Consider the following 17,324-nt stretch of genomic DNA (forward strand, 5'->3'; position numbering starts at 1 on the left):
ATGCGCTGCCCTTATTGCGGTTCGGAAGATACCCAGGTCAAGGATTCACGCCCGGCGGAGGACAATACGTCCATCCGCCGTCGGCGTATTTGTCCGGATTGCGGCGGCCGCTTCACAACCTTCGAGCGCGTGCAACTTCGCGAGCTGATGGTCATCAAGAAGACCGGCCGCAAGGTGCCTTTCGATCGGGACAAGTTGGTACGCTCCTTCGAAATCGCGCTGCGCAAACGCCCTGTCGACCGAGATCGTATCGAACGTGCCGTCTCCGGCATTGTCCGCCGTCTGGAAAGCTCCGGCGAGACGGAAATCAGTTCGGAGCAGATCGGCCTGCAGGTGCTTGAAGCCTTGAAGAGCCTCGACGATGTCGCCTTCGTGCGCTACGCTTCCGTCTATCGCGATTTCTCGCATGCGGAGGATTTCGAGCAGGTGATCACCGAGATCAACGCCAAGATCGCCCGCGATCCGCTGGACCCCTGACCATGGCGCTGCGGCCTGAAGACGAGCGTTTTATGGCCGCGGCGATCCGCCTGTCGCGCACGCATCTGGGGCTTACCTCCACCAACCCATCCGTCGGATGCCTGATCGTCAAGGATGGTGCCGTCATCGGCAGCGCCGTGACTGCGCTTGGCGGCAGGCCGCATGCCGAGCCGCAGGCTTTGGCCGAGGCCGGCGAAGCGGCGAGGGGGGCCACGGCCTACGTCTCGCTCGAACCTTGTTCCCACCACGGCAAGACACCGCCCTGCGCCGAGGCGCTCATCGCCTACGGCGTCGCCCGCGTCGTCATCAGCGTCACCGATCCCGACCAACGCGTTTCCGGCCGCGGCATCGCGCTGCTGCGGGATGCCGGGATCGAGGTCGATGCCGGTATTCTCGAAGAGGAAGGCAGGCGCGCGCTTGCCGGCTACCTCACGCGCCAGACGAAAAACCGGCCTTATGTGACTCTCAAACTTGCTGTTTCCGCAGACGGGATGATCGGCAAGACAGGCGAAGGGCAGGTTCGCATCACCGGCGATATCGCCCGCGCCCAGGTGCAGGTACTCAGAGCCGAAAGCGATGGCATTCTCGTCGGGATCGGCACGGCGATAGCAGACGATCCGGAATTGACCTGCCGTCTCCCGGGGCTGGAAAGCCGTAGCCCATTGCGCATCGTCATCGACGATCAGCTTCAGCTTCCGCTCGGCAGCAAGCTCGTGAAGACGGCACCTCAGTATGGCCTCATCATCGTCGCCGGTGATCCGCCGCCCTTTGATGTGAATATCGACAAGGCCTTCCTGGACCGCCGCGCTGCGCTCGATGCCGCGGGCGCTGAAGTGCTGCAATCCAGTTCCGGCGAACCGGGAGAACTGCTTGAGGCGCTGGGAACGCGCGGCATCTCCTCTCTATTGGTTGAAGGCGGCGCAAGGACGGCGCAACGCTTCCTCGCTACCGATCTCGTCGACCGCATCCTTCTGTTCCAGGGACCGGCTACGATCGGCGAGGGCGGTATTGAATCGCCGATCACGAAAACCAATATCCCATCGAGTTTCAGGCATATCCGCGCGAGCCGGTTTGGCGATGATCGCTGCGACGAATTTGAAAGAGGTTTTTGATGTTTACCGGAATTGTCACCGATATCGGCAAGGTCGAATCCGTTTCCCCCCTCAAGGAAGGCATCAAGCTGCGCGTCGCCACCAATTACGATCCGGCAACGATCGATATGGGTGCCTCGATCTCCCATTCCGGGATTTGCCTGACGGTGACGGGCCTGCCCGAAGCCGGCAGCAATGGCCGCTGGTTCGAGGTGGAGGCCTGGGAGGAAGCCCTGCGGCTGACCACCATCGGCACCTGGGAAGCCGGCAGCAATATCAATCTCGAACGCTCGCTGAAGATCGGCGATGAGCTCGGCGGCCATATCGTCTCCGGCCATGTCGACGGCAAGGCGGAGATCCTGTCTGTGACGACGGAAGGCGACGCCACCCGCTTCCGCCTGCGTGCTCCCTCCCATCTCGCCAAATTCGTCGCACCTAAGGGCTCGATCGCGCTCGACGGCACGTCGCTGACGGTCAACGCCGTCGACGGCACTGATTTCGACGTACTCCTGATCCGCCACACGCTGGAGGTCACGACCTGGGGCGAACGCAAGGCCGGCGATTTCGTCAATTTCGAAGTCGACACTATGGCCCGCTATGCGGCAAGGCTGGCGGAGTTCCCGACGGCCCGAGAAAGCTGATCCGAGACGGTGCCTGACAGTCTCCGTCGGTTCCGACGTTACCGCTCGAACATGATGTTGGGCTTGTCCTTGTAGAACACTTCGCCGATCCGGCGGAAGCCGACCTTTTCGGCGACCCGCTGCGATGGCCTGTTTGCCGGATCGATGATGCAGGTCATGCGTCGGCCTGGGAAAGTGTCTTCGGCCCAGGCGATCGCCGCGCTGACGGCTTCCGTCGCGTAGCCTTTGCCCTGCAGCGCCGGCGTAATCCCCCAACCGGCTTCCAATGTGCCTTCTGTGGTGGTCGGTTTCATGTCGCGATGCAGGTCGAGAAAACCGACTTCGCCGATGAAGCGACCGCTGCGACGCTCTTCGACAGCGAAGAAGCCGAAACCCAGATGATGCCACATGCCGGCATAACGCAACAGGCGCGACCAGGCCTGTTCGCGCGTCGAGGTCTCGCCGCCGATATAGCGGACAAGATCCTCCTGCGACCAGAAGGCCGTATAGTCTTCGAAGTCCTCCAATCGATGGGAGCGGAGGATGAGGCGTTCGGTCATCAGCGTCGGAATCATGGTCATGGCGGGAGCGGCTTCCTTCTTGTCTGCCATTTCTGCATTCATGTGCATCCGTTTATGCTCCCGGTTCGCCATCCCAATAATCCACGGCGTCGCCTTCGCGCCCAATGAAGCTGAAGCGCCGCGGCGCGTGGCCGGCTCGATTGGTTTTTGCCATGAACTTGCCGGAGTCGGGATATTCGACAATCTCCGTTCGGGCTTTGGTCGAAATGGCGAGATAGATCAGCACGCCCGGGCCGATATTGATGAGCTGGTGGGCTGTTTCATGGCCGCCGGCGGGTGCTCCCAATACATCGCCCTTCGCGACCGGAATACGCTCGCTCCCGAAGCGATATTCGCCTTCGCCGTCGAGAATGACGAAGAGTTCTTCTTCGACGTGATGATTGTGAAATGGACAACCGGATTTGCCGGGCGGCACTTCATTATAGCTGATGCCGAGATCCTTCAGCCCGAGCAGTGCGCCGAAGGAGACATCGCTGCCCGCAAAAAAATCTCCCTGCCGCCAATGATCGAGCTGCAGCGCGCCAAGGTTGACAGCATGTCTGGTTTTCTCTGTCATCAGGTTCCTCCCTGCCAGCTCAAATTCTTATCGAAGCGAGTGAGCTGGCGGAAGATACAATTTCTGGCACGGATCAATGTTCCTCAAATCGGGATTAGAATCGGCGCAGGCATCCAAAAACACTTGCCAAGCGCGGCCTGCCGTGGTTTGACCCGCCCTTAATCAAGGTGCTGCCCGCCCCTCTCATTTAGCAGGTGACGTATGTCCAGCTCTACCAATGCCCACATCCTCATCGTCGAAGCCCGCTTCTACGATGACATGGCCGACGCTCTTCTCGACGGCGCCAAGACCGCGCTCGAAGAAGCCGGCGCGACCTATGACGTCGTCACCGTGCCCGGCGCCCTCGAGATCCCGGCCGCCATCGCCATGGCGCTTGACGGTGCCGATAATGGTGGGACCGAATATGACGGCTATGTCGCCCTCGGCATGGTCATCCGCGGCGAGACCTATCATTTCGATATCGTCTCCAACGAATCCTCGCGTGCGCTGATGGATCTGGCCGTCAGCGAATCTCTGGCGATCGGCAACGGAATCCTGACGGTCGAAAATGACGATCAGGCCTGGGTGCGTGCGCGCCGTTCGGACAAGGACAAGGGCGGTTTCGCCGCCCGTGCAGCGCTGACGATGATCGCGCTGAAACAAAAGTTGGGTGCATAAATTCATGAGCAATCAGGATAACGAGCGACCGGCAAAGACCGCGAACCAGCGCGGGGCGGCACGCCTTGCCGCAGTTCAGGCGCTCTATCAGATGGATATCGGCGGTACCGGCGTGTTGGAGGTAGTGGCCGAATATGAGGCACACCGTCTCGGGCAGGAGCTGGACGGCGAGACCTATTTGAAGGCCGACGCATCCTGGTTCCGCTCCATCGTCTCCGGCGTCGTGCGCGAGCAGACCCGGCTCGACCCGCTGATCGGCTCTGCTCTGCAGGACGATTGGGCACTGTCGCGCCTCGACAGCACCGTGCGCGCCATCCTGCGCGCCGGCACCTTCGAGCTTCTCGACCGCAAGGACGTGCCGGTCCCGGTCATCGTCACCGAATATGTCGAGATCGCTCACGCCTTCTTTGAGGAGGATGAGCCGAAGCTCGTCAACGCTGTGCTCGATCGAATCGCCAAGCAGGTCCGCGGCGAAGCCAAGAAATAAGGGTCCACGTCAGCGCCGGTGCTTGTTCCCACCGCTTTCGTTTCCTTCGCTCGCGCCTGATTTCAGCAAGCGACATTCTTTTGAACCTCCATCGGGTGTTTTACCCGCTGGCGGTCTTGACGCGACGTTTTCCCAAACGCAATCTCGCCTTGCACATTTGCCGACCCCCTTGGGAGGAGGGGGCTGGCCGTTGTCGCAGGCGGCCGGAGGGGGAGTGAACCGCCGGCTTTTTTGGAGGGAAAAAGCGAAATGTCGATTCTTTTAGGAGTGATCGCGTGCGGACTGCTCTCGGTGATCTACGCCGTCTGGGCAACCCGGTCGGTGCTATCAGCCGACCAGGGCAGTGCACGCATGAAGGAAATCGCAGGCTATATTCGAGAAGGCGCGCAAGCCTATCTGGCACGTCAATACAGAACCATTGCCATTGTCGGCATCATCGTTTTCATCTTGGCCTGGCTGCTCCTGTCGGGCGAAGCCGCCATCGGGTTCCTGATCGGCGCTATTCTGTCGGGTTCCGCCGGGTTCATCGGCATGCATGTCTCCGTGCGCGCCAATGTCCGCACTGCGCAGGCCTCCTCGCATAGCCTGTCGGCCGGTCTTGACATCGCTTTCAAGTCGGGCGCCATCACCGGCATGCTGGTCGCCGGCCTCGCTTTGCTCGGCGTCTCCATCTATTTCTATGTGCTGACCACTATTCTCGGCCATGAGCCGGGCTCGCGCGATGTTATCGATGCGCTGGTGGCGCTCGGCTTCGGCGCTTCGTTGATTTCGATCTTCGCCCGTCTCGGCGGCGGTATCTTCACCAAGGGCGCCGATGTCGGCGGCGATCTCGTCGGCAAGGTGGAAGCCGGCATTCCGGAAGACGATCCGCGCAATCCCGCGACCATCGCCGACAATGTCGGCGACAATGTCGGCGACTGCGCCGGCATGGCCGCCGACCTCTTCGAAACCTATGCGGTCTCCGTCGTGGCGACCATGGTTCTTGCCGCGATCTTCTTCGCCGGCACGCCGATCCTCGCCTCGGCCATGATCTATCCGCTGGCGGTCTGCGGCACCTGCATCATCACCTCGATCATCGGCACTTTCTTCGTCAAGCTTGGCGCAAACGGCTCGATCATGGGCGCGCTCTACAAGGGCCTGATCGCCACGGGCCTCCTGTCGATCATCGGTCTCGCGGTCGCCACCTCGCTGACCGTCGGCTGGGGTTCGCTCGGTGCCATCACAGGTTTCGATGTCACGGGCACGAGGCTGTTCATCTGCGGTATCCTCGGCCTGGTCGTCACGGCGCTGATCGTCGTCATCACGGAATATTATACCGGCACCAACAAACGCCCGGTCAATTCCATCGCCCAGGCCTCGGTCACCGGCCATGGCACCAACGTCATCCAGGGCCTCGCCGTTTCGCTCGAATCGACGGCGCTGCCGGCCATCGTCATCGTCGGCGGCATTCTGGCCACCTATCAGCTCGGCGGCCTGTTCGGCATCGGCATTGCGGTCACGGCCATGCTCGGCCTCGCCGGCATGATCGTTGCGCTCGACGCCTTCGGTCCGGTCACCGACAATGCCGGCGGCATCGCCGAAATGTCTCATCTTCCGCCGGAAGTGCGCAAATCGACCGACGCGCTGGATGCGGTCGGCAACACCACCAAGGCGGTGACGAAAGGCTATGCCATCGGCTCGGCCGGCCTAGGCGCACTGGTGCTCTTCGCCGCCTATTCGAACGACCTGAAATATTTCGCAGCCCATGGCGATCTGTTCCCTTATTTCAAAGATGTGGGCACGATCTCCTTCGATCTCTCCAACCCTTATGTCGTCGCCGGCCTGTTGTTTGGCGGCCTGATTCCGTATCTTTTCGGTGGTATTGCCATGACGGCCGTCGGCCGTGCGGCCGGCGCGATCGTCGAGGAGGTGCGCAAGCAGTTCCGCGAAAAGCCGGGTATCATGAAGGGTACTGAGCGTCCCGATTACGGTCGCGCCGTCGACCTTCTGACCAAGGCCGCCATTCGTGAGATGATCATTCCGTCGCTGCTGCCGGTATTGGCGCCGATCGTCGTCTATTTCGGCGTATTGCTGATCTCCGGCTCGAAGGCGTCGGCCTTTGCTGCGCTCGGTGCCTCCCTGCTGGGCGTCATCATCAACGGCCTTTTCGTCGCCATTTCCATGACGTCGGGCGGCGGTGCCTGGGACAATGCCAAGAAGAGCTTCGAAGACGGTTTTGTCGACAAGGACGGCATGCGTCACCTGAAGGGTTCGGAGGCGCACAAGGCTTCCGTCACGGGCGATACCGTCGGCGATCCCTACAAGGACACGGCCGGCCCCGCCGTCAACCCGGCGATCAAGATCACCAATATCGTCGCGCTGCTGCTGCTTGCCATTCTCGCCGCATAAAAGCGAGAGTCATACAAACGAAAAAACCCGCGAAGCCTGAGCTTCGCGGGTTTTTTGATGTGATCTCGCCTGCTTATTGGCCGGCGTTAAGGTTGTTGAGGAAGTTCTTCGCCCCGTTGATGCCGTTGCCGCCGCCCTGCAGGATTTGTTGCAGGAAGGTCATGTCGCGACCGCCGGTCGGCGTCGTGCGGCTGATCATGTCGAAGACCTTGCCGTCCTTCAGCGTGTAGTTGGCTTCCTGCTTCACCACGCCGTCCTTGTCGAAATAGATCGCCAGGATGTTCTGATCGACCAGCTTCGGCTTCATGAAGGCCGCGGCGCGCGTGCGCTTCTGGGAGATGTAATAGAAGACTTCGCCATCGAAGGTCGCCGTCGTCGACGGGGTGCCGAGCGAAAGCAGCACCTGCTCGCGGCTCGAGCCGACAGGCACGAGATTGAGCGATTGCTGGTCGAAGATGTAGCCGTTGTTCATGACCTCGCTGGTCTGGCAGCCCGCGAGCCCCGCGGTGGCAATCACCAGAGCGATAGCGGCACTGCTGATGAAAGTCCTGTCAGACTTGAAATACCGTCTCGTCAACGACATCTCATCTCCCCTAATGAATCAAACCGATGGCCGAGCGGCCGATATGACCTTGCTGTGCACATCATTGTGGCCTTTCCGCGATTGGAGAAGACACAGCGATGTTGTTCGGCACTCTTCATAACCAATCATGCACGGGAGTGACGACGGCTTGGGGCGGGACCTTTGAAGCGGGCACAAACGGCATTGCAATTCGCGCCTGCTTCGGTAAACCAGCTTTCAAGTGGATGCAACAAGGCCAAGTGCAACGGGGCGCTCAGAATGAGCCAATTCCGGGAATTTTCATGATTTTTGGGCTCTTCCGCAAAAGAAATCACAACCAGATCATCGTCGTCAGGCAATATGACGCCTTGACCTCCATCGCGCGCTTGCCGGTTTTTTATACGGATTATGACGTGCCGGATACGGTCATGGGCCGTTTCGAGCTGCTGTCGGCGGTGATGATCCTGTTTTTCCGCCGGACGCGTTCGTCCGAAACCAGCGGCCAGGAGCTTGCGCAGGAAATCGTCGATGCCTTTTTTGAGGATATCGATTACTCCATCCGGGAGCTCGGAATCGGCGACAACAGTGTGCCGAAGCGGATGAAGAAACTGGCGGGCATGTTTTACGGGCGGCTGGAAAGCTACGCCGCGGCGATGGACGGGAACGACCGCAGCGCACTGGCCGCCGCGCTACGGCGTAATATCTATCCCAAGGCAGGCGAGGGAGCTCCCTCGATGATCGGCCTGGCGGATTGGATGATGACTGCCGAGGCGCATCTGTCAGGAACTGCGGAAACCGAGATCGCCACCGGCTCCGCAACGCTCCCGCAGCCGCCACAGATCGGCAAGACCGCATCTCAGATCGGCGAAGACGCACCTTAGGAGACAAAAAATGAAAAGACCCAACTCCGACGAAACGCCCTTTTCCTATCTCGTGAAGGTCGGTCATATCTCCGCCAACCCGGTGGACGTGCATCTCGAAGCCGACAAGAGGGAACTTGCCGGCCTGGCTGCGCTCTGGGATGTGCTTTCTGTCGAGAAGCTCTCGGCGGAACTGAAGATTTCCCGCTGGAAGCGCGATGGCATCCGCATCAAGGGCAATGTTCGCGCGAAGATCGTCCAGGCCTGCGTGGTCACACTGGAGCCGGTCGAATCGGAGATCGACGAGGATTTCGAGCATATTTTCATTCCCGAGGATTCGAAGCTGGCGCGGTCGCCGGCCGTGGATGCCGGCGAAATGGTGCTCGACCCCGACGGCCCGGATCTTCCGGAAACCTTCACCGGCGATACGATCGATGCCGGTGCCGTCGTCGCCGAATTTGCCGCCCTTGCCATCGATCCCTATCCGCGCAAGCCCGGTGTCGAGTTCGAAGGCCACGTCGAGGACAGTGGCGAAGATGACAAGAAGCCGTCGCCTTTCGCTGTCCTGAAAGACTGGAAAAAGGAATAGACCCCTCTGGCAATTGAACACAATTCAGTTGTAACGCGAGGAGAAACCGGTATTTTGACGCCAAATTCGCCGGGCCCGGCGGACAAAAAGGACTAGGGACGCGTGATCAGAATTTCTCTTGACCTAATGGGTGGCGACTTCGGCCCTGAGGTTGTCATTCCCGGCGCGGCCAAGGCGCTGGATAGGCATCCCGATATTACATTCATAATGTACGGTATGAAGGATCGTTGCGAAACGATCCTCGGCAAATATCCGAAACTTCGGGAAAAGTCCGTCTTCCACGAGTGCGATGTCGCCATCAGCATGGATGAAAAGCCGAGCCAGGCCCTGCGCCGCGGCCGCTATATATCCAGCATGTGGCGCTCGATCGAGGCGGTCAAGGTCGGCGACGCCGATGTCGTCGTTTCCGCTGGCAATACCGGTGCGCTGATGGCCATGGCGAAATTCTGCCTGCGCACCATGGCCAATATCGAGCGCCCGGCGATCGCCGCGATCTGGCCGACGCTGCGAGGCGAAAGCATCGTGCTCGATGTCGGCGCGACCATCGGCGCCGATTCGCAGCAGTTGCTGGATTTCGCTCTGATGGGCGGTGCCATGGCGCGCGCGCTCTTCGAAATCGATCGACCGACCATTGGCCTCCTCAATGTCGGCGTCGAAGAAATCAAGGGTCAGGAGGACGTCAAGGAAGCCGGCCGCCTGATCCGCGAAGCCAACCTCGAATCGCTCGAATATTTCGGCTTCGTCGAGGGTGACGATATCGGCAAGGGCACGGTCGATGTGGTGGTGACGGAGGGGTTTTCCGGCAATATCGCATTGAAGGCGGCGGAGGGTACGGCAAAGCAGATCGGTGCTTATCTGCGCGCCGCCATGACACGTACGCTGCTGGCCCGCATCGGCTACATCTTCGCCAAGGGCGCCTTCGACCTGCTGCGCGAGAAGCTTGATCCGAGCAAGGTCAATGGCGGCGTCTTCCTCGGTCTCAACGGTATCGTCATCAAGAGCCATGGCGGCGCCAATGTCGAGGCCTTCGCGGCCGCCATCGATGTCGGCTATGACATGGCCAAGAATGGCTTGACCCAAAAAATCGACAACGATCTGAAAAAATATCATGCCAAACGGCAGCCGCCGATCGGACCGGAAGCGGCATGAGCGACGGGGTATAACAAGAATGATCCGTTCAGTTGTTCGCGGATTTGGATCGGCGCTTCCCAAGCGCGCCATGACCAATCGCGAGATGGAGCAAGTCGTCGACACGAGCGATGACTGGATTGTCCAGCGCACCGGCATCCGGCAGCGTTATATTGCCGGCGACGGCGAGACCACCGCCTCGCTCGGCGAGCAGGCGGCGCGGGCGGCCCTTGCCAATGCCGGCCTGACGGCTGACGATATCGATCTGATCATCGTCGCCACCTCGACACCGGACAACACCTTTCCCGCCACCGCGGTGAACATCCAGAACCGTCTTGGCATGCATCATGGCTTCGCCTTCGATGTCCAGGCCGTCTGCTCTGGCTTCGTCTATGCGGTGACGACAGCCGACGCCTACATCCGCGGCGGTATAGCCAAGCGCGTGCTCGTCATCGGCGCCGAAACATTCTCCCGCATTCTCGACTGGACGGACCGCACGACCTGCGTCCTCTTCGGCGACGGCGCCGGCGCGCTGATCCTCGAGGCAGGCGAGGGGACCGGCGCCAGCAGCGATCGCGGCGTGCTGACGGCAAGCCTGCGCTCCGACGGTGCGCATAAGGACAAACTTTACGTCGATGGGGGCCCCTCCTCGACAGGAACGGTCGGCGTGCTGCACATGGCGGGTCGGGAAGTGTTCAAACATGCCGTCGGCATGATCACCGATGTCATCCAGGCCACCTTCGAAGCGGCAAGGGTGACAGCCGACGATCTCGACTGGCTGGTGCCGCATCAGGCGAACCGCCGTATTATCGACGGCTCGGCCAAAAAGCTCGGAATTGCTCCCGAGAAGGTTGTGGTTACCGTGGATCTTCATGGCAACACGTCAGCAGCGTCAATCCCGCTCGCGCTTGCCGTTGCGGCAGGTGACGGCCGGATCAAGAAGGGCGATCTGGTAATGCTGGAAGCCATGGGCGGCGGTTTTACCTGGGGTGCCGTCCTGCTTCGCTGGTAGGCTGCGTCTCTAAAATCCGATTCCTAACAAGAGCTTGACCGTTTGGTGCAAGGGCAATAGTCTCTTGCAGCTTAGATATAATTACGTAGCAATATGGGCGGGGAACTATGACTGGCAAGACAGTGACGCGCGCGGACTTGGCAGAGTCGGTATTCCGGAAAGTCGGCCTGTCCCGGACTGAGTCGGCGGAACTGGTTGAAACGGTAATCGACGAAATTTGCAACGCCATCGTGCGTGGCGAAACTGTAAAACTCTCCTCCTTCGCGACGTTTCAGGTGCGCGACAAGAACGAGCGTATCGGCCGAAATCCGAAGACCGGCGAGGAAGTACCCATCTCTCCGCGCCGTGTCATGACGTTCAAGGCATCGAACGTCCTCAAGACGCGTATTCTGAAAGCCCATACCAGCCGCAAGGCGAAAGCCCGGCCGGCAAATCCCGTTTCCTGATTCACCAAAGCAGATCCTGGCGGGGCCGGTGTCGCGCGCTTCGGCCGCGCTGCTTTTTCGGACTATTCGCGGTTATTTTTCGGCTTGCTTGTGAAAGAGCTGAAGAGGCGACTTGAATTTCTCCCGGCAAACCGTTGAAATATGATGAGTCGTATCGCGATGAGCTGCGGTGCGGATATGCGGTTTCGCATGATCTGGCCTGAGTGGCGGAGTCATGGTGTGGGAGTATGACGATGGACAAGAGCCCGGATGCATTTCGCACGATCAGCGAAGTCGCGGAAGACCTTGATCTGCCGCAGCATGTCCTGCGTTTCTGGGAAACCCGTTTCCCGCAGATCAAGCCGATGAAGCGCGGCGGCGGCCGCCGCTACTATCGCCCGGAAGACGTCGATCTGCTGAACGGCATTCGCCATCTGCTCTATGACCATGGCTATACGATCAAAGGCGTTCAGAAGCTTCTGAAGACCAATGGCAATAAATTCGTCATCGCCGTCGGCCATGGCGATCTCGCGAGCGTCGAGGCGCTTGCCACTGCGCAGGAGCCAGCAGTAGTCGAGCCGCGCGTCGGATCTCCCGACGACGACCAAATCGTCGGCCGTCCCAAGGCGCCGATCAGCCGTCGCTTCTTCAACTTTGTCAGCGGTGAAGACGAGGCTCCCGATGTTTCGATCGGCAAGTCGAGCGTCGGCAAGGAAGATCGGGCGCTGCTGCAGGAAACGCTTTACGACCTGCTGGAATGCAAGCGGCTGCTCGACCAGGTGCGGTAAGATCGCGGCGACCTGAAAAACGAATAGTCTGCTTCTCTGGCTCAGTTACATCTGCGAGGGACGATGGGATTGGCCTCGCTCGGCGCAACGATCGATTTGCCATCGGCGGAGCGGGGCAGCGTCCAGCATGCGTTCGGGTCTTTTTCCTCTGCGTCGCTCGTGTAGTGATCACCGACAATGGTGTTGCGATAATTGCCGGGGTCGTCCGCGCCCGGACTGTCGCCCCAACCACCACGATCGCCGCCAGCTCCGTGGCCGCTTGACGCCGCCATCGCCGTGGTGACCATGCCGATGCTAAGGAGAGATATGCTTAGAATTCTGAAAAACATGGGCTTTTCCCGCTGATCTAGGCATCTGCTACCACCATTGCGGTTACCGCAGACATCGTAACCGGAGCGGTGGATTGTATTTATTTATTGCCATCATTCAATACGACTAAAATACGCCTCGTGCGAAGCGGAGCAGCTTTCAAGCGCCTTAATCGAGCAACTGCCAGATGTCCGAGCAAACGTAAGTGTTATTTTCGTCACATATGGCGTTCGACGTTAATGTGACGATTAATTTGCTTTGCTTATTAACTTGCAAGCTCGCTGTGCCGGGTCCAGCTTCATTGCGCCGTCCTCACCGTAAGGGGATTTAAATCAGGTTATGGAGCGGTCCGATATCATCCGCCGTAAAGCCCATACTGATGGATATTCGAATGGAGACACCATGAACATCAAGAGCCTTTTTCTCGGCTCCGCGGCCGCATTGGCAACGGTGAGCGGTGCGCATGCGGCAGACGCCATCGTTGCGGCAGAGCCGGAGCCTTTGCAATATGTGCGCATTTGCGATGCCTATGGCACCGGCTATTTCTTCATTCCCGGCAAGGAAACCTGCCTCAAGATCGGCGGCAAAATCCGCACTGAAGGCGAATGGTATGACGCCTATAATCCGAAGAGCAGGGTCGGCACGCTCTGGCACGACCGCGCGGAACTCAATTTCGATACGGCGACGGACACGGAATACGGTCCTCTGAAGACAAATCTTATCCTGCGCTGGGAATGGAACGATGGAGGCGATACCGCTTCGAAGCTGCTGTTTGCCAATATCAGCCTTGGCGGTTTTACCGTCGGCAAGCTCGATTCGCAGTATAACCTCTATGCCGGTTATGCCGGCGACGTCATCAACGACGATGCGATCTATGACGGCCCGTATGAGCTCAACCAGTTGACGTACAATTATGACGCCGGCAACGGCTTCACCGGTGTCATTTCGCTGGAAGACAGCAATTCGACCTCGGATTCGGATAGCTATGGCGGCGCCTGGGTGACCTCGAAGGCCGACCACTATGGGCCAAATGTTGTCGCCGGTTTCGGCTACAAGACGGACACCCTCGGCTTCAAAGTCGTCGGCGGTTATGACTCTATCGTCGAGGAGGGCGCCATCAAGGCGCGCATCGATGCCAAGTTCGGCGGCGTGGAAGCGTTTCTGATGGGCGGTTGGAACACGGATGGCGATAAGCTCAACCAGTATGCCGGCTCCTATCAGAATGAATCGGCATGCACGACGTCAGACGGTATCGTTCACGGGGCAAAGTGCGGCTGGGGTGATTGGGCCGTGTGGGGCGGCTTGGGCGTGCCCATCAATGAAAAGCTGAAGTGGAACCTGCAGCTCGCCTATACCGACTCGAAGATTTTCGAGGCCACCACCAACCTCAAGTTCAATCCGGTCAAGAACCTGCTCATCGAACCGGAGGTGACCTACATGCATTATGACTTCATCAATGATGATACGGTCGCCGGCGTCCTTCGTTTCGAACGGAATTTCTAAGCGGAAGCGACCTTCGACCGAAAGCAGATAATCTCGGGGTCTGCCGCCGCCTCAACGCTGGTAAAGCGGGAGGCGGAGTTTTTTGTTGGCGGGTCTCGCCATCGTCAGAACGGCCGTGTCATCTCTTCTCTACTGCCAAGCTTCAGACTGCGATCGGGCTGAATAATGTAGGTTTCGTAGACATCCTGGCCCCACTGATTGACGAAATGATGCTGCAATCGGGTGCCCGGAGGCGATTGCGTCAGCTTCAATTGCGGCTGGCCGCGATAGGTGATGCTGCCGGGAACCGGCTGCAGCGATTGGTCGTTCGTCGTGCATGCGGCAAGCAGCAGCGTGCATAGCAGAAAGGCAATCAGGGGCTTCATCGCCGTAACTTTCTAATCACTTCTTATTCAAAGAAAATCCATTGGAGAAGAAAGGCAGAAGGGCATCTGTGAGCGTGGCTCGAAGCCACTATATAGAAGTAATGCCGGAGTGGTCGGCGGCAAGGTTTGCACGCAGATGTGCTTGGATCTGCCGCCGTTGGAGCTCGAAGGAGTCACAGATGCGAACGATCACAAGGTCGATAGCGGTCGCGGGTTTGGGTGCATTGCTGGCGGGAGGCGCCGCTGTGCCCGCCGGGGCCATTACCATGCCCGCGCTCTCGATGCCGCAGCAATCTGATATCATCCAGATTCACGACCACCATAACCATAACCGTTGGCACGAAGGCCATAAATTCCATGGCTTCGACGGCTACTATGACGATGATTCCGATAGTGGAGTGCTGTTCAAATCCTTCGTGACGGGGACGCTCTTCGACAGGCAGCGTACGGAAGGCTACTACGACAGCCATGCGCAGGCCTGCGCAGACCGCTATCCATCATACCGCGCCTCGGATAATACATATCAGCCGAGCCACGGGCCGCGGCGGGAATGCAGGTGATCGTGGAGCGAGCACTTTTCTCGCTCTTGATGCCATTTTTATCCCGACCTGTGATTTTACCTCTTGCGCAGCCATGCCCGAAAGTCTAACAGGATCAGGCCTTTTCGGCAGGTCGGGGCGTAGCGCAGCCCGGTAGCGCACTTGACTGGGGGTCAAGGGGTCGCTGGTTCGAGTCCAGTCGCCCCGACCATTAAAATCAATCACTTAGCCCCAGATGAGTGATTTGGCCAAAATATTTGCAGCCGGAAATATAGCCAAAGCGCGGCATTCGGAAATGCCTGCGCTTGTGATATCAGTCCCGGCTTAGATGTTTCCGATGCACTGAGGGCAGCGGTCTTTCGACCGTCCTACTCCGATTTGCCTATTGCACAATCTCGCAGAAGCGCCATACTTCACTCATGAACCACTTCTGATCGCTGACCGCGGATGTACCGGCAGCATCGGATTGGAGCAAGGAAGGCCGGCGAGAACATCGTTCGGCCTTTCCGTTTTAATGGTCCAGTCTGGCCCGACCATTTATCCCCTTGAGCTTAAATTCTACTGACTTAGCTGCACCACGACGTTGCCTGTCCCGTCCAGCGGCGGGCCAATCCTTCTGCAACCAACTGATCGCCGATGGACCGGCCGGCGCGCATGGCGATGCGGAATTTGCCGCCGTGCTGATCGTCGCCACGTCCGCTGGCGGAGAGCACGAAGGTGTCGTTGTTGAGAAGGGCTTGCAGCCGCAGCTTCGCGGCGGTGGCTTTTTGCCGTTCGTCCGCACAATGCGACGGCTCGATGTCAGGGACATCGATATCCGCCAGGCGGATTTTGATTCCGTTCTGCCAAAAGGTGTTGCCGTCGACGACACAGTTGATGCCGCTTTCGCCGCCGCACAGACCGAATCGTCCCGCGCGTTCGGGTCCGGCTGTGGCCAGCATTCGATCCGCCGGCACGGCGACGACGGGAATGGCGTTTGGGGGAACCGGCAGCGTCGAAGCCGGACGTTCGGGAGCGACGGCAGCCGTTTTTATCTTCGGCTTGGCAGTCGGCAGCGGTGCCTCCTGCGGCACATGCCGAACAGTGGCGGCGCCGGCATAGGCCTGCAGTGAAGCGGCCTGCAACGAAGGCATGTCGCGGCGATGCTCATAGGCGTACATGCCGGCGACGGCCGCCAGACCGACCATGCCCCATAGCCACATCGAATTGCCCGATTTGGGCTGTGGCTTGCGCCGCGTGCGTCGTTTCGCTTTTGCCATGGCTTCATTCCTCGATTGCGAGGAAATTATCGCCAAGATTTCTTACCGATCCGTTGGCTTCCCGTTGCCGAGTGGTCACATGGAACTCTTATTCACTTCGCGGCGCCGGCGGCAAGTTTCAGCTTGACGGCCATGGTGACCTGGCCGCGCACCATCAGCTTCGGGCCCCGGCCGTCGATATTGGTGACATCGGTATTGCTGGAAAGGCCGCTGATCTGGCAATCGTCGGCAATGGTGTCGAGCAGCACGGCGCAGTTGCTGGCGGCGATGCGATAGAAGGATTTGATCGCATCCTGCTGCTGCTTTTCATCATTGCCATCCGTGATCGGGATCGAAAATGATATCCCGGATTGTACGGAGATATAGCCATCGGGAGCCTGCCGCTGACCACGCAGCGGCAATCCCGAAAATGATTGCGAAAAGGCCGGGCCCGCAGAGCCGAGCAGAAGCATGCAAAGTGTCGCCGAGATCAGGCGTTTGTTCATCAGAAAGCCTCCGTTTCCTCTCTTTATGTCAGGCACCGATGAAGGCTTGGTGATGGTGTAACTTAAAATTGTAATCTTGTAAGAATTGCGAGCATATTCTTTCGAATCAGCAGCGCTTCAACATAAAGAGCCATTCCCACAAAACCTCGCTTGCCAAGCCTTTGAGCAGGGCGCATAGTCACTTTCTGTATCGTCGGTTTAACAAACGGGCACCGGCGAGTGTATATGCGTGCTGCCCGACGGACGAGGCGGCGCCATGTTGGAAACCTCCATTCATCCGCAGGATTTGCCCTTGTTTTCCGACGATTTGGATCGTTTGGAAAAGGTGTTGGATGCTGTCTGCCTGGATCGCGGCATCAGCCTCCGCAGCCAGGAGGCCGAACGCCTCGGTGCCCTGATGATTCAGCTCTATCGCCAAGGCGTGAAAGAGGATGCAAAGCTCCTCGCGCTTGCAAAAGCCTATCTCTGACGGCTTTTCCGTCAGTCATCTCATCGATTTAGGCCGATTTCACATAGCAGCAATGACGCATTGTGCCTGCTCGAATGCGTATCGCCGCCTTATATTTGCTGCATCGCACAAGCAGAGTCGATTGCTCGATCTCGTTGCCCTAGCGGGGTCGATGTGCGGCCCGTCCGCCAAGCT

Annotated in this window: 22 protein-coding genes and 1 tRNA gene; 16 read left to right on the forward strand and 7 right to left on the reverse strand. The window is 59.2% G+C overall.

The window, feature by feature from the left end; all coding sequences use genetic code 11:
• Genes nrdR through QA646_RS04255 form a run of 3 tightly spaced genes read left to right on the forward strand, consistent with a single transcriptional unit; the run spans window position 1 to window position 2,209 of the window.
• Complete coding sequence (gene nrdR / locus QA646_RS04245; RefSeq protein WP_028753312.1) at window positions 1–477, forward strand: transcriptional regulator NrdR; 477 nt, start codon at window positions 1–3, stop codon at window positions 475–477.
• Between the two features lie 2 nt (window positions 478–479).
• A complete protein-coding gene (gene ribD / locus QA646_RS04250; protein WP_283057795.1) occupies window positions 480–1,589 on the forward strand; it encodes a bifunctional diaminohydroxyphosphoribosylaminopyrimidine deaminase/5-amino-6-(5-phosphoribosylamino)uracil reductase RibD in 1,110 nt (369 codons plus the stop codon).
• Window positions 1,589–2,209, forward strand: coding sequence for a riboflavin synthase (locus tag QA646_RS04255; RefSeq protein WP_283057796.1), 621 nt, complete (start codon window positions 1,589–1,591; stop codon window positions 2,207–2,209). Before ribD ends, QA646_RS04255 begins: the two co-directional genes overlap by 1 nt.
• 38 nt (window positions 2,210–2,247) lie before the next feature.
• Here QA646_RS04255 and QA646_RS04260 read toward each other — a convergent pair whose 3' ends face one another.
• Together QA646_RS04260 and QA646_RS04265 are read right to left on the reverse strand one after the other, a co-directional pair.
• Window positions 2,248–2,817 carry a GNAT family N-acetyltransferase gene (locus QA646_RS04260; RefSeq protein WP_283057797.1) on the reverse strand — a complete coding sequence of 190 codons (570 nt, stop codon included), beginning with the start codon at window positions 2,815–2,817 and terminating at the stop codon, window positions 2,248–2,250.
• Window positions 2,818–2,821: 4 nt separating this feature from the next.
• Window positions 2,822–3,325, reverse strand: a complete 504-nt coding sequence (locus tag QA646_RS04265) for a cupin domain-containing protein (protein ID WP_283057798.1) — start codon at window positions 3,323–3,325, stop codon at window positions 2,822–2,824.
• 201 nt (window positions 3,326–3,526) lie between these two features.
• Between QA646_RS04265 and QA646_RS04270 the strand changes: the two genes are divergently transcribed.
• The 3 genes from QA646_RS04270 (at window position 3,527) to QA646_RS04280 (ending at window position 6,857) form a co-directional block, all read left to right on the forward strand.
• The gene (locus QA646_RS04270) at window positions 3,527–3,982 is read left to right on the forward strand and encodes a 6,7-dimethyl-8-ribityllumazine synthase (RefSeq protein ID WP_028753307.1); all 456 of its coding nucleotides are present in this window, start codon (window positions 3,527–3,529) and stop codon (window positions 3,980–3,982) included.
• A 4-nt stretch (window positions 3,983–3,986) separates the two neighbouring features.
• The gene (gene nusB / locus QA646_RS04275; RefSeq protein WP_107107680.1) at window positions 3,987–4,469 is read left to right on the forward strand and encodes a transcription antitermination factor NusB; all 483 of its coding nucleotides are present in this window, start codon (window positions 3,987–3,989) and stop codon (window positions 4,467–4,469) included.
• Window positions 4,470–4,718: 249 nt separating this feature from the next.
• Window positions 4,719–6,857, forward strand: coding sequence for a sodium-translocating pyrophosphatase (locus tag QA646_RS04280; protein ID WP_283057799.1), 2,139 nt, complete (start codon window positions 4,719–4,721; stop codon window positions 6,855–6,857).
• Window positions 6,858–6,930: 73 nt separating this feature from the next.
• Here QA646_RS04280 and QA646_RS04285 read toward each other — a convergent pair whose 3' ends face one another.
• Window positions 6,931–7,440 carry an outer membrane protein assembly factor BamE gene (locus QA646_RS04285; protein WP_283057800.1) on the reverse strand — a complete coding sequence of 170 codons (510 nt, stop codon included), beginning with the start codon at window positions 7,438–7,440 and terminating at the stop codon, window positions 6,931–6,933.
• Between the two features lie 224 nt (window positions 7,441–7,664).
• Between QA646_RS04285 and QA646_RS04290 the strand changes: the two genes are divergently transcribed.
• From QA646_RS04290 to QA646_RS04315, 6 genes are all read left to right on the forward strand, one after another.
• Window positions 7,665–8,300, forward strand: a complete 636-nt coding sequence (locus QA646_RS04290) for a ubiquinol-cytochrome C chaperone family protein (RefSeq protein WP_283058964.1) — start codon at window positions 7,665–7,667, stop codon at window positions 8,298–8,300.
• A 10-nt stretch (window positions 8,301–8,310) separates the two neighbouring features.
• Window positions 8,311–8,868 carry a DUF177 domain-containing protein gene (locus QA646_RS04295; RefSeq protein WP_283057801.1) on the forward strand — a complete coding sequence of 186 codons (558 nt, stop codon included), beginning with the start codon at window positions 8,311–8,313 and terminating at the stop codon, window positions 8,866–8,868.
• Between the two features lie 102 nt (window positions 8,869–8,970).
• Window positions 8,971–10,017: a phosphate acyltransferase PlsX gene (gene plsX / locus QA646_RS04300; protein ID WP_283057802.1), complete on the forward strand. Its 1,047-nt coding sequence runs from the start codon at window positions 8,971–8,973 to the stop codon at window positions 10,015–10,017.
• Between the two features lie 19 nt (window positions 10,018–10,036).
• Window positions 10,037–11,008 (forward strand): beta-ketoacyl-ACP synthase III, encoded by a 972-nt coding sequence (locus QA646_RS04305; RefSeq protein WP_283057803.1) that lies wholly within the window; start codon window positions 10,037–10,039, stop codon window positions 11,006–11,008.
• A gap of 107 nt (window positions 11,009–11,115) precedes the next feature.
• On the forward strand, window positions 11,116–11,454 hold the full coding sequence (locus QA646_RS04310) for an integration host factor subunit alpha (protein ID WP_283057804.1): 339 nt from the start codon (window positions 11,116–11,118) through the stop codon (window positions 11,452–11,454).
• Between the two features lie 227 nt (window positions 11,455–11,681).
• Window positions 11,682–12,221 carry a MerR family transcriptional regulator gene (locus tag QA646_RS04315; protein WP_283057805.1) on the forward strand — a complete coding sequence of 180 codons (540 nt, stop codon included), beginning with the start codon at window positions 11,682–11,684 and terminating at the stop codon, window positions 12,219–12,221.
• A gap of 41 nt (window positions 12,222–12,262) precedes the next feature.
• Here the strand turns inward: QA646_RS04315 and QA646_RS04320 are convergent, their stop codons facing one another.
• Window positions 12,263–12,550 (reverse strand): hypothetical protein, encoded by a 288-nt coding sequence (locus QA646_RS04320; RefSeq protein WP_283057806.1) that lies wholly within the window; start codon window positions 12,548–12,550, stop codon window positions 12,263–12,265.
• 382 nt (window positions 12,551–12,932) lie between these two features.
• Between QA646_RS04320 and QA646_RS04325 the strand changes: the two genes are divergently transcribed.
• A complete protein-coding gene (locus QA646_RS04325) occupies window positions 12,933–14,033 on the forward strand; it encodes a porin (RefSeq protein WP_283057807.1) in 1,101 nt (366 codons plus the stop codon).
• 104 nt (window positions 14,034–14,137) lie between these two features.
• Here the strand turns inward: QA646_RS04325 and QA646_RS04330 are convergent, their stop codons facing one another.
• On the reverse strand, window positions 14,138–14,398 hold the full coding sequence (locus tag QA646_RS04330) for a hypothetical protein (RefSeq protein ID WP_283057808.1): 261 nt from the start codon (window positions 14,396–14,398) through the stop codon (window positions 14,138–14,140).
• Window positions 14,399–14,577: 179 nt separating this feature from the next.
• Between QA646_RS04330 and QA646_RS04335 the strand changes: the two genes are divergently transcribed.
• Both QA646_RS04335 and QA646_RS04340 read left to right on the forward strand, forming a co-directional pair.
• The gene (locus QA646_RS04335; protein WP_283057809.1) at window positions 14,578–14,958 is read left to right on the forward strand and encodes a BA14K family protein; all 381 of its coding nucleotides are present in this window, start codon (window positions 14,578–14,580) and stop codon (window positions 14,956–14,958) included.
• A gap of 113 nt (window positions 14,959–15,071) precedes the next feature.
• Window positions 15,072–15,148: transfer RNA gene (locus QA646_RS04340), tRNA-Pro, on the forward strand.
• A 355-nt stretch (window positions 15,149–15,503) separates the two neighbouring features.
• On the opposite strand, the gene QA646_RS04345 is transcribed toward QA646_RS04340, so the two are convergent.
• Both QA646_RS04345 and QA646_RS04350 read right to left on the reverse strand, forming a co-directional pair.
• Window positions 15,504–16,196 carry a thermonuclease family protein gene (locus tag QA646_RS04345; protein WP_283057810.1) on the reverse strand — a complete coding sequence of 231 codons (693 nt, stop codon included), beginning with the start codon at window positions 16,194–16,196 and terminating at the stop codon, window positions 15,504–15,506.
• A 92-nt stretch (window positions 16,197–16,288) separates the two neighbouring features.
• On the reverse strand, window positions 16,289–16,681 hold the full coding sequence (locus QA646_RS04350; RefSeq protein ID WP_283057811.1) for a hypothetical protein: 393 nt from the start codon (window positions 16,679–16,681) through the stop codon (window positions 16,289–16,291).
• Between the two features lie 256 nt (window positions 16,682–16,937).
• Between QA646_RS04350 and QA646_RS04355 the strand changes: the two genes are divergently transcribed.
• Entirely contained in the window at window positions 16,938–17,150 is a 213-nt protein-coding gene (locus tag QA646_RS04355; RefSeq protein ID WP_283057812.1) for a hypothetical protein, read from the forward strand.
• The last annotated feature ends 174 nt before the right edge of the window (window positions 17,151–17,324 follow it).

This window comes from Rhizobium sp. CB3090, from assembly GCF_029714285.1.
GTDB lineage: Bacteria > Pseudomonadota > Alphaproteobacteria > Rhizobiales > Rhizobiaceae > Rhizobium.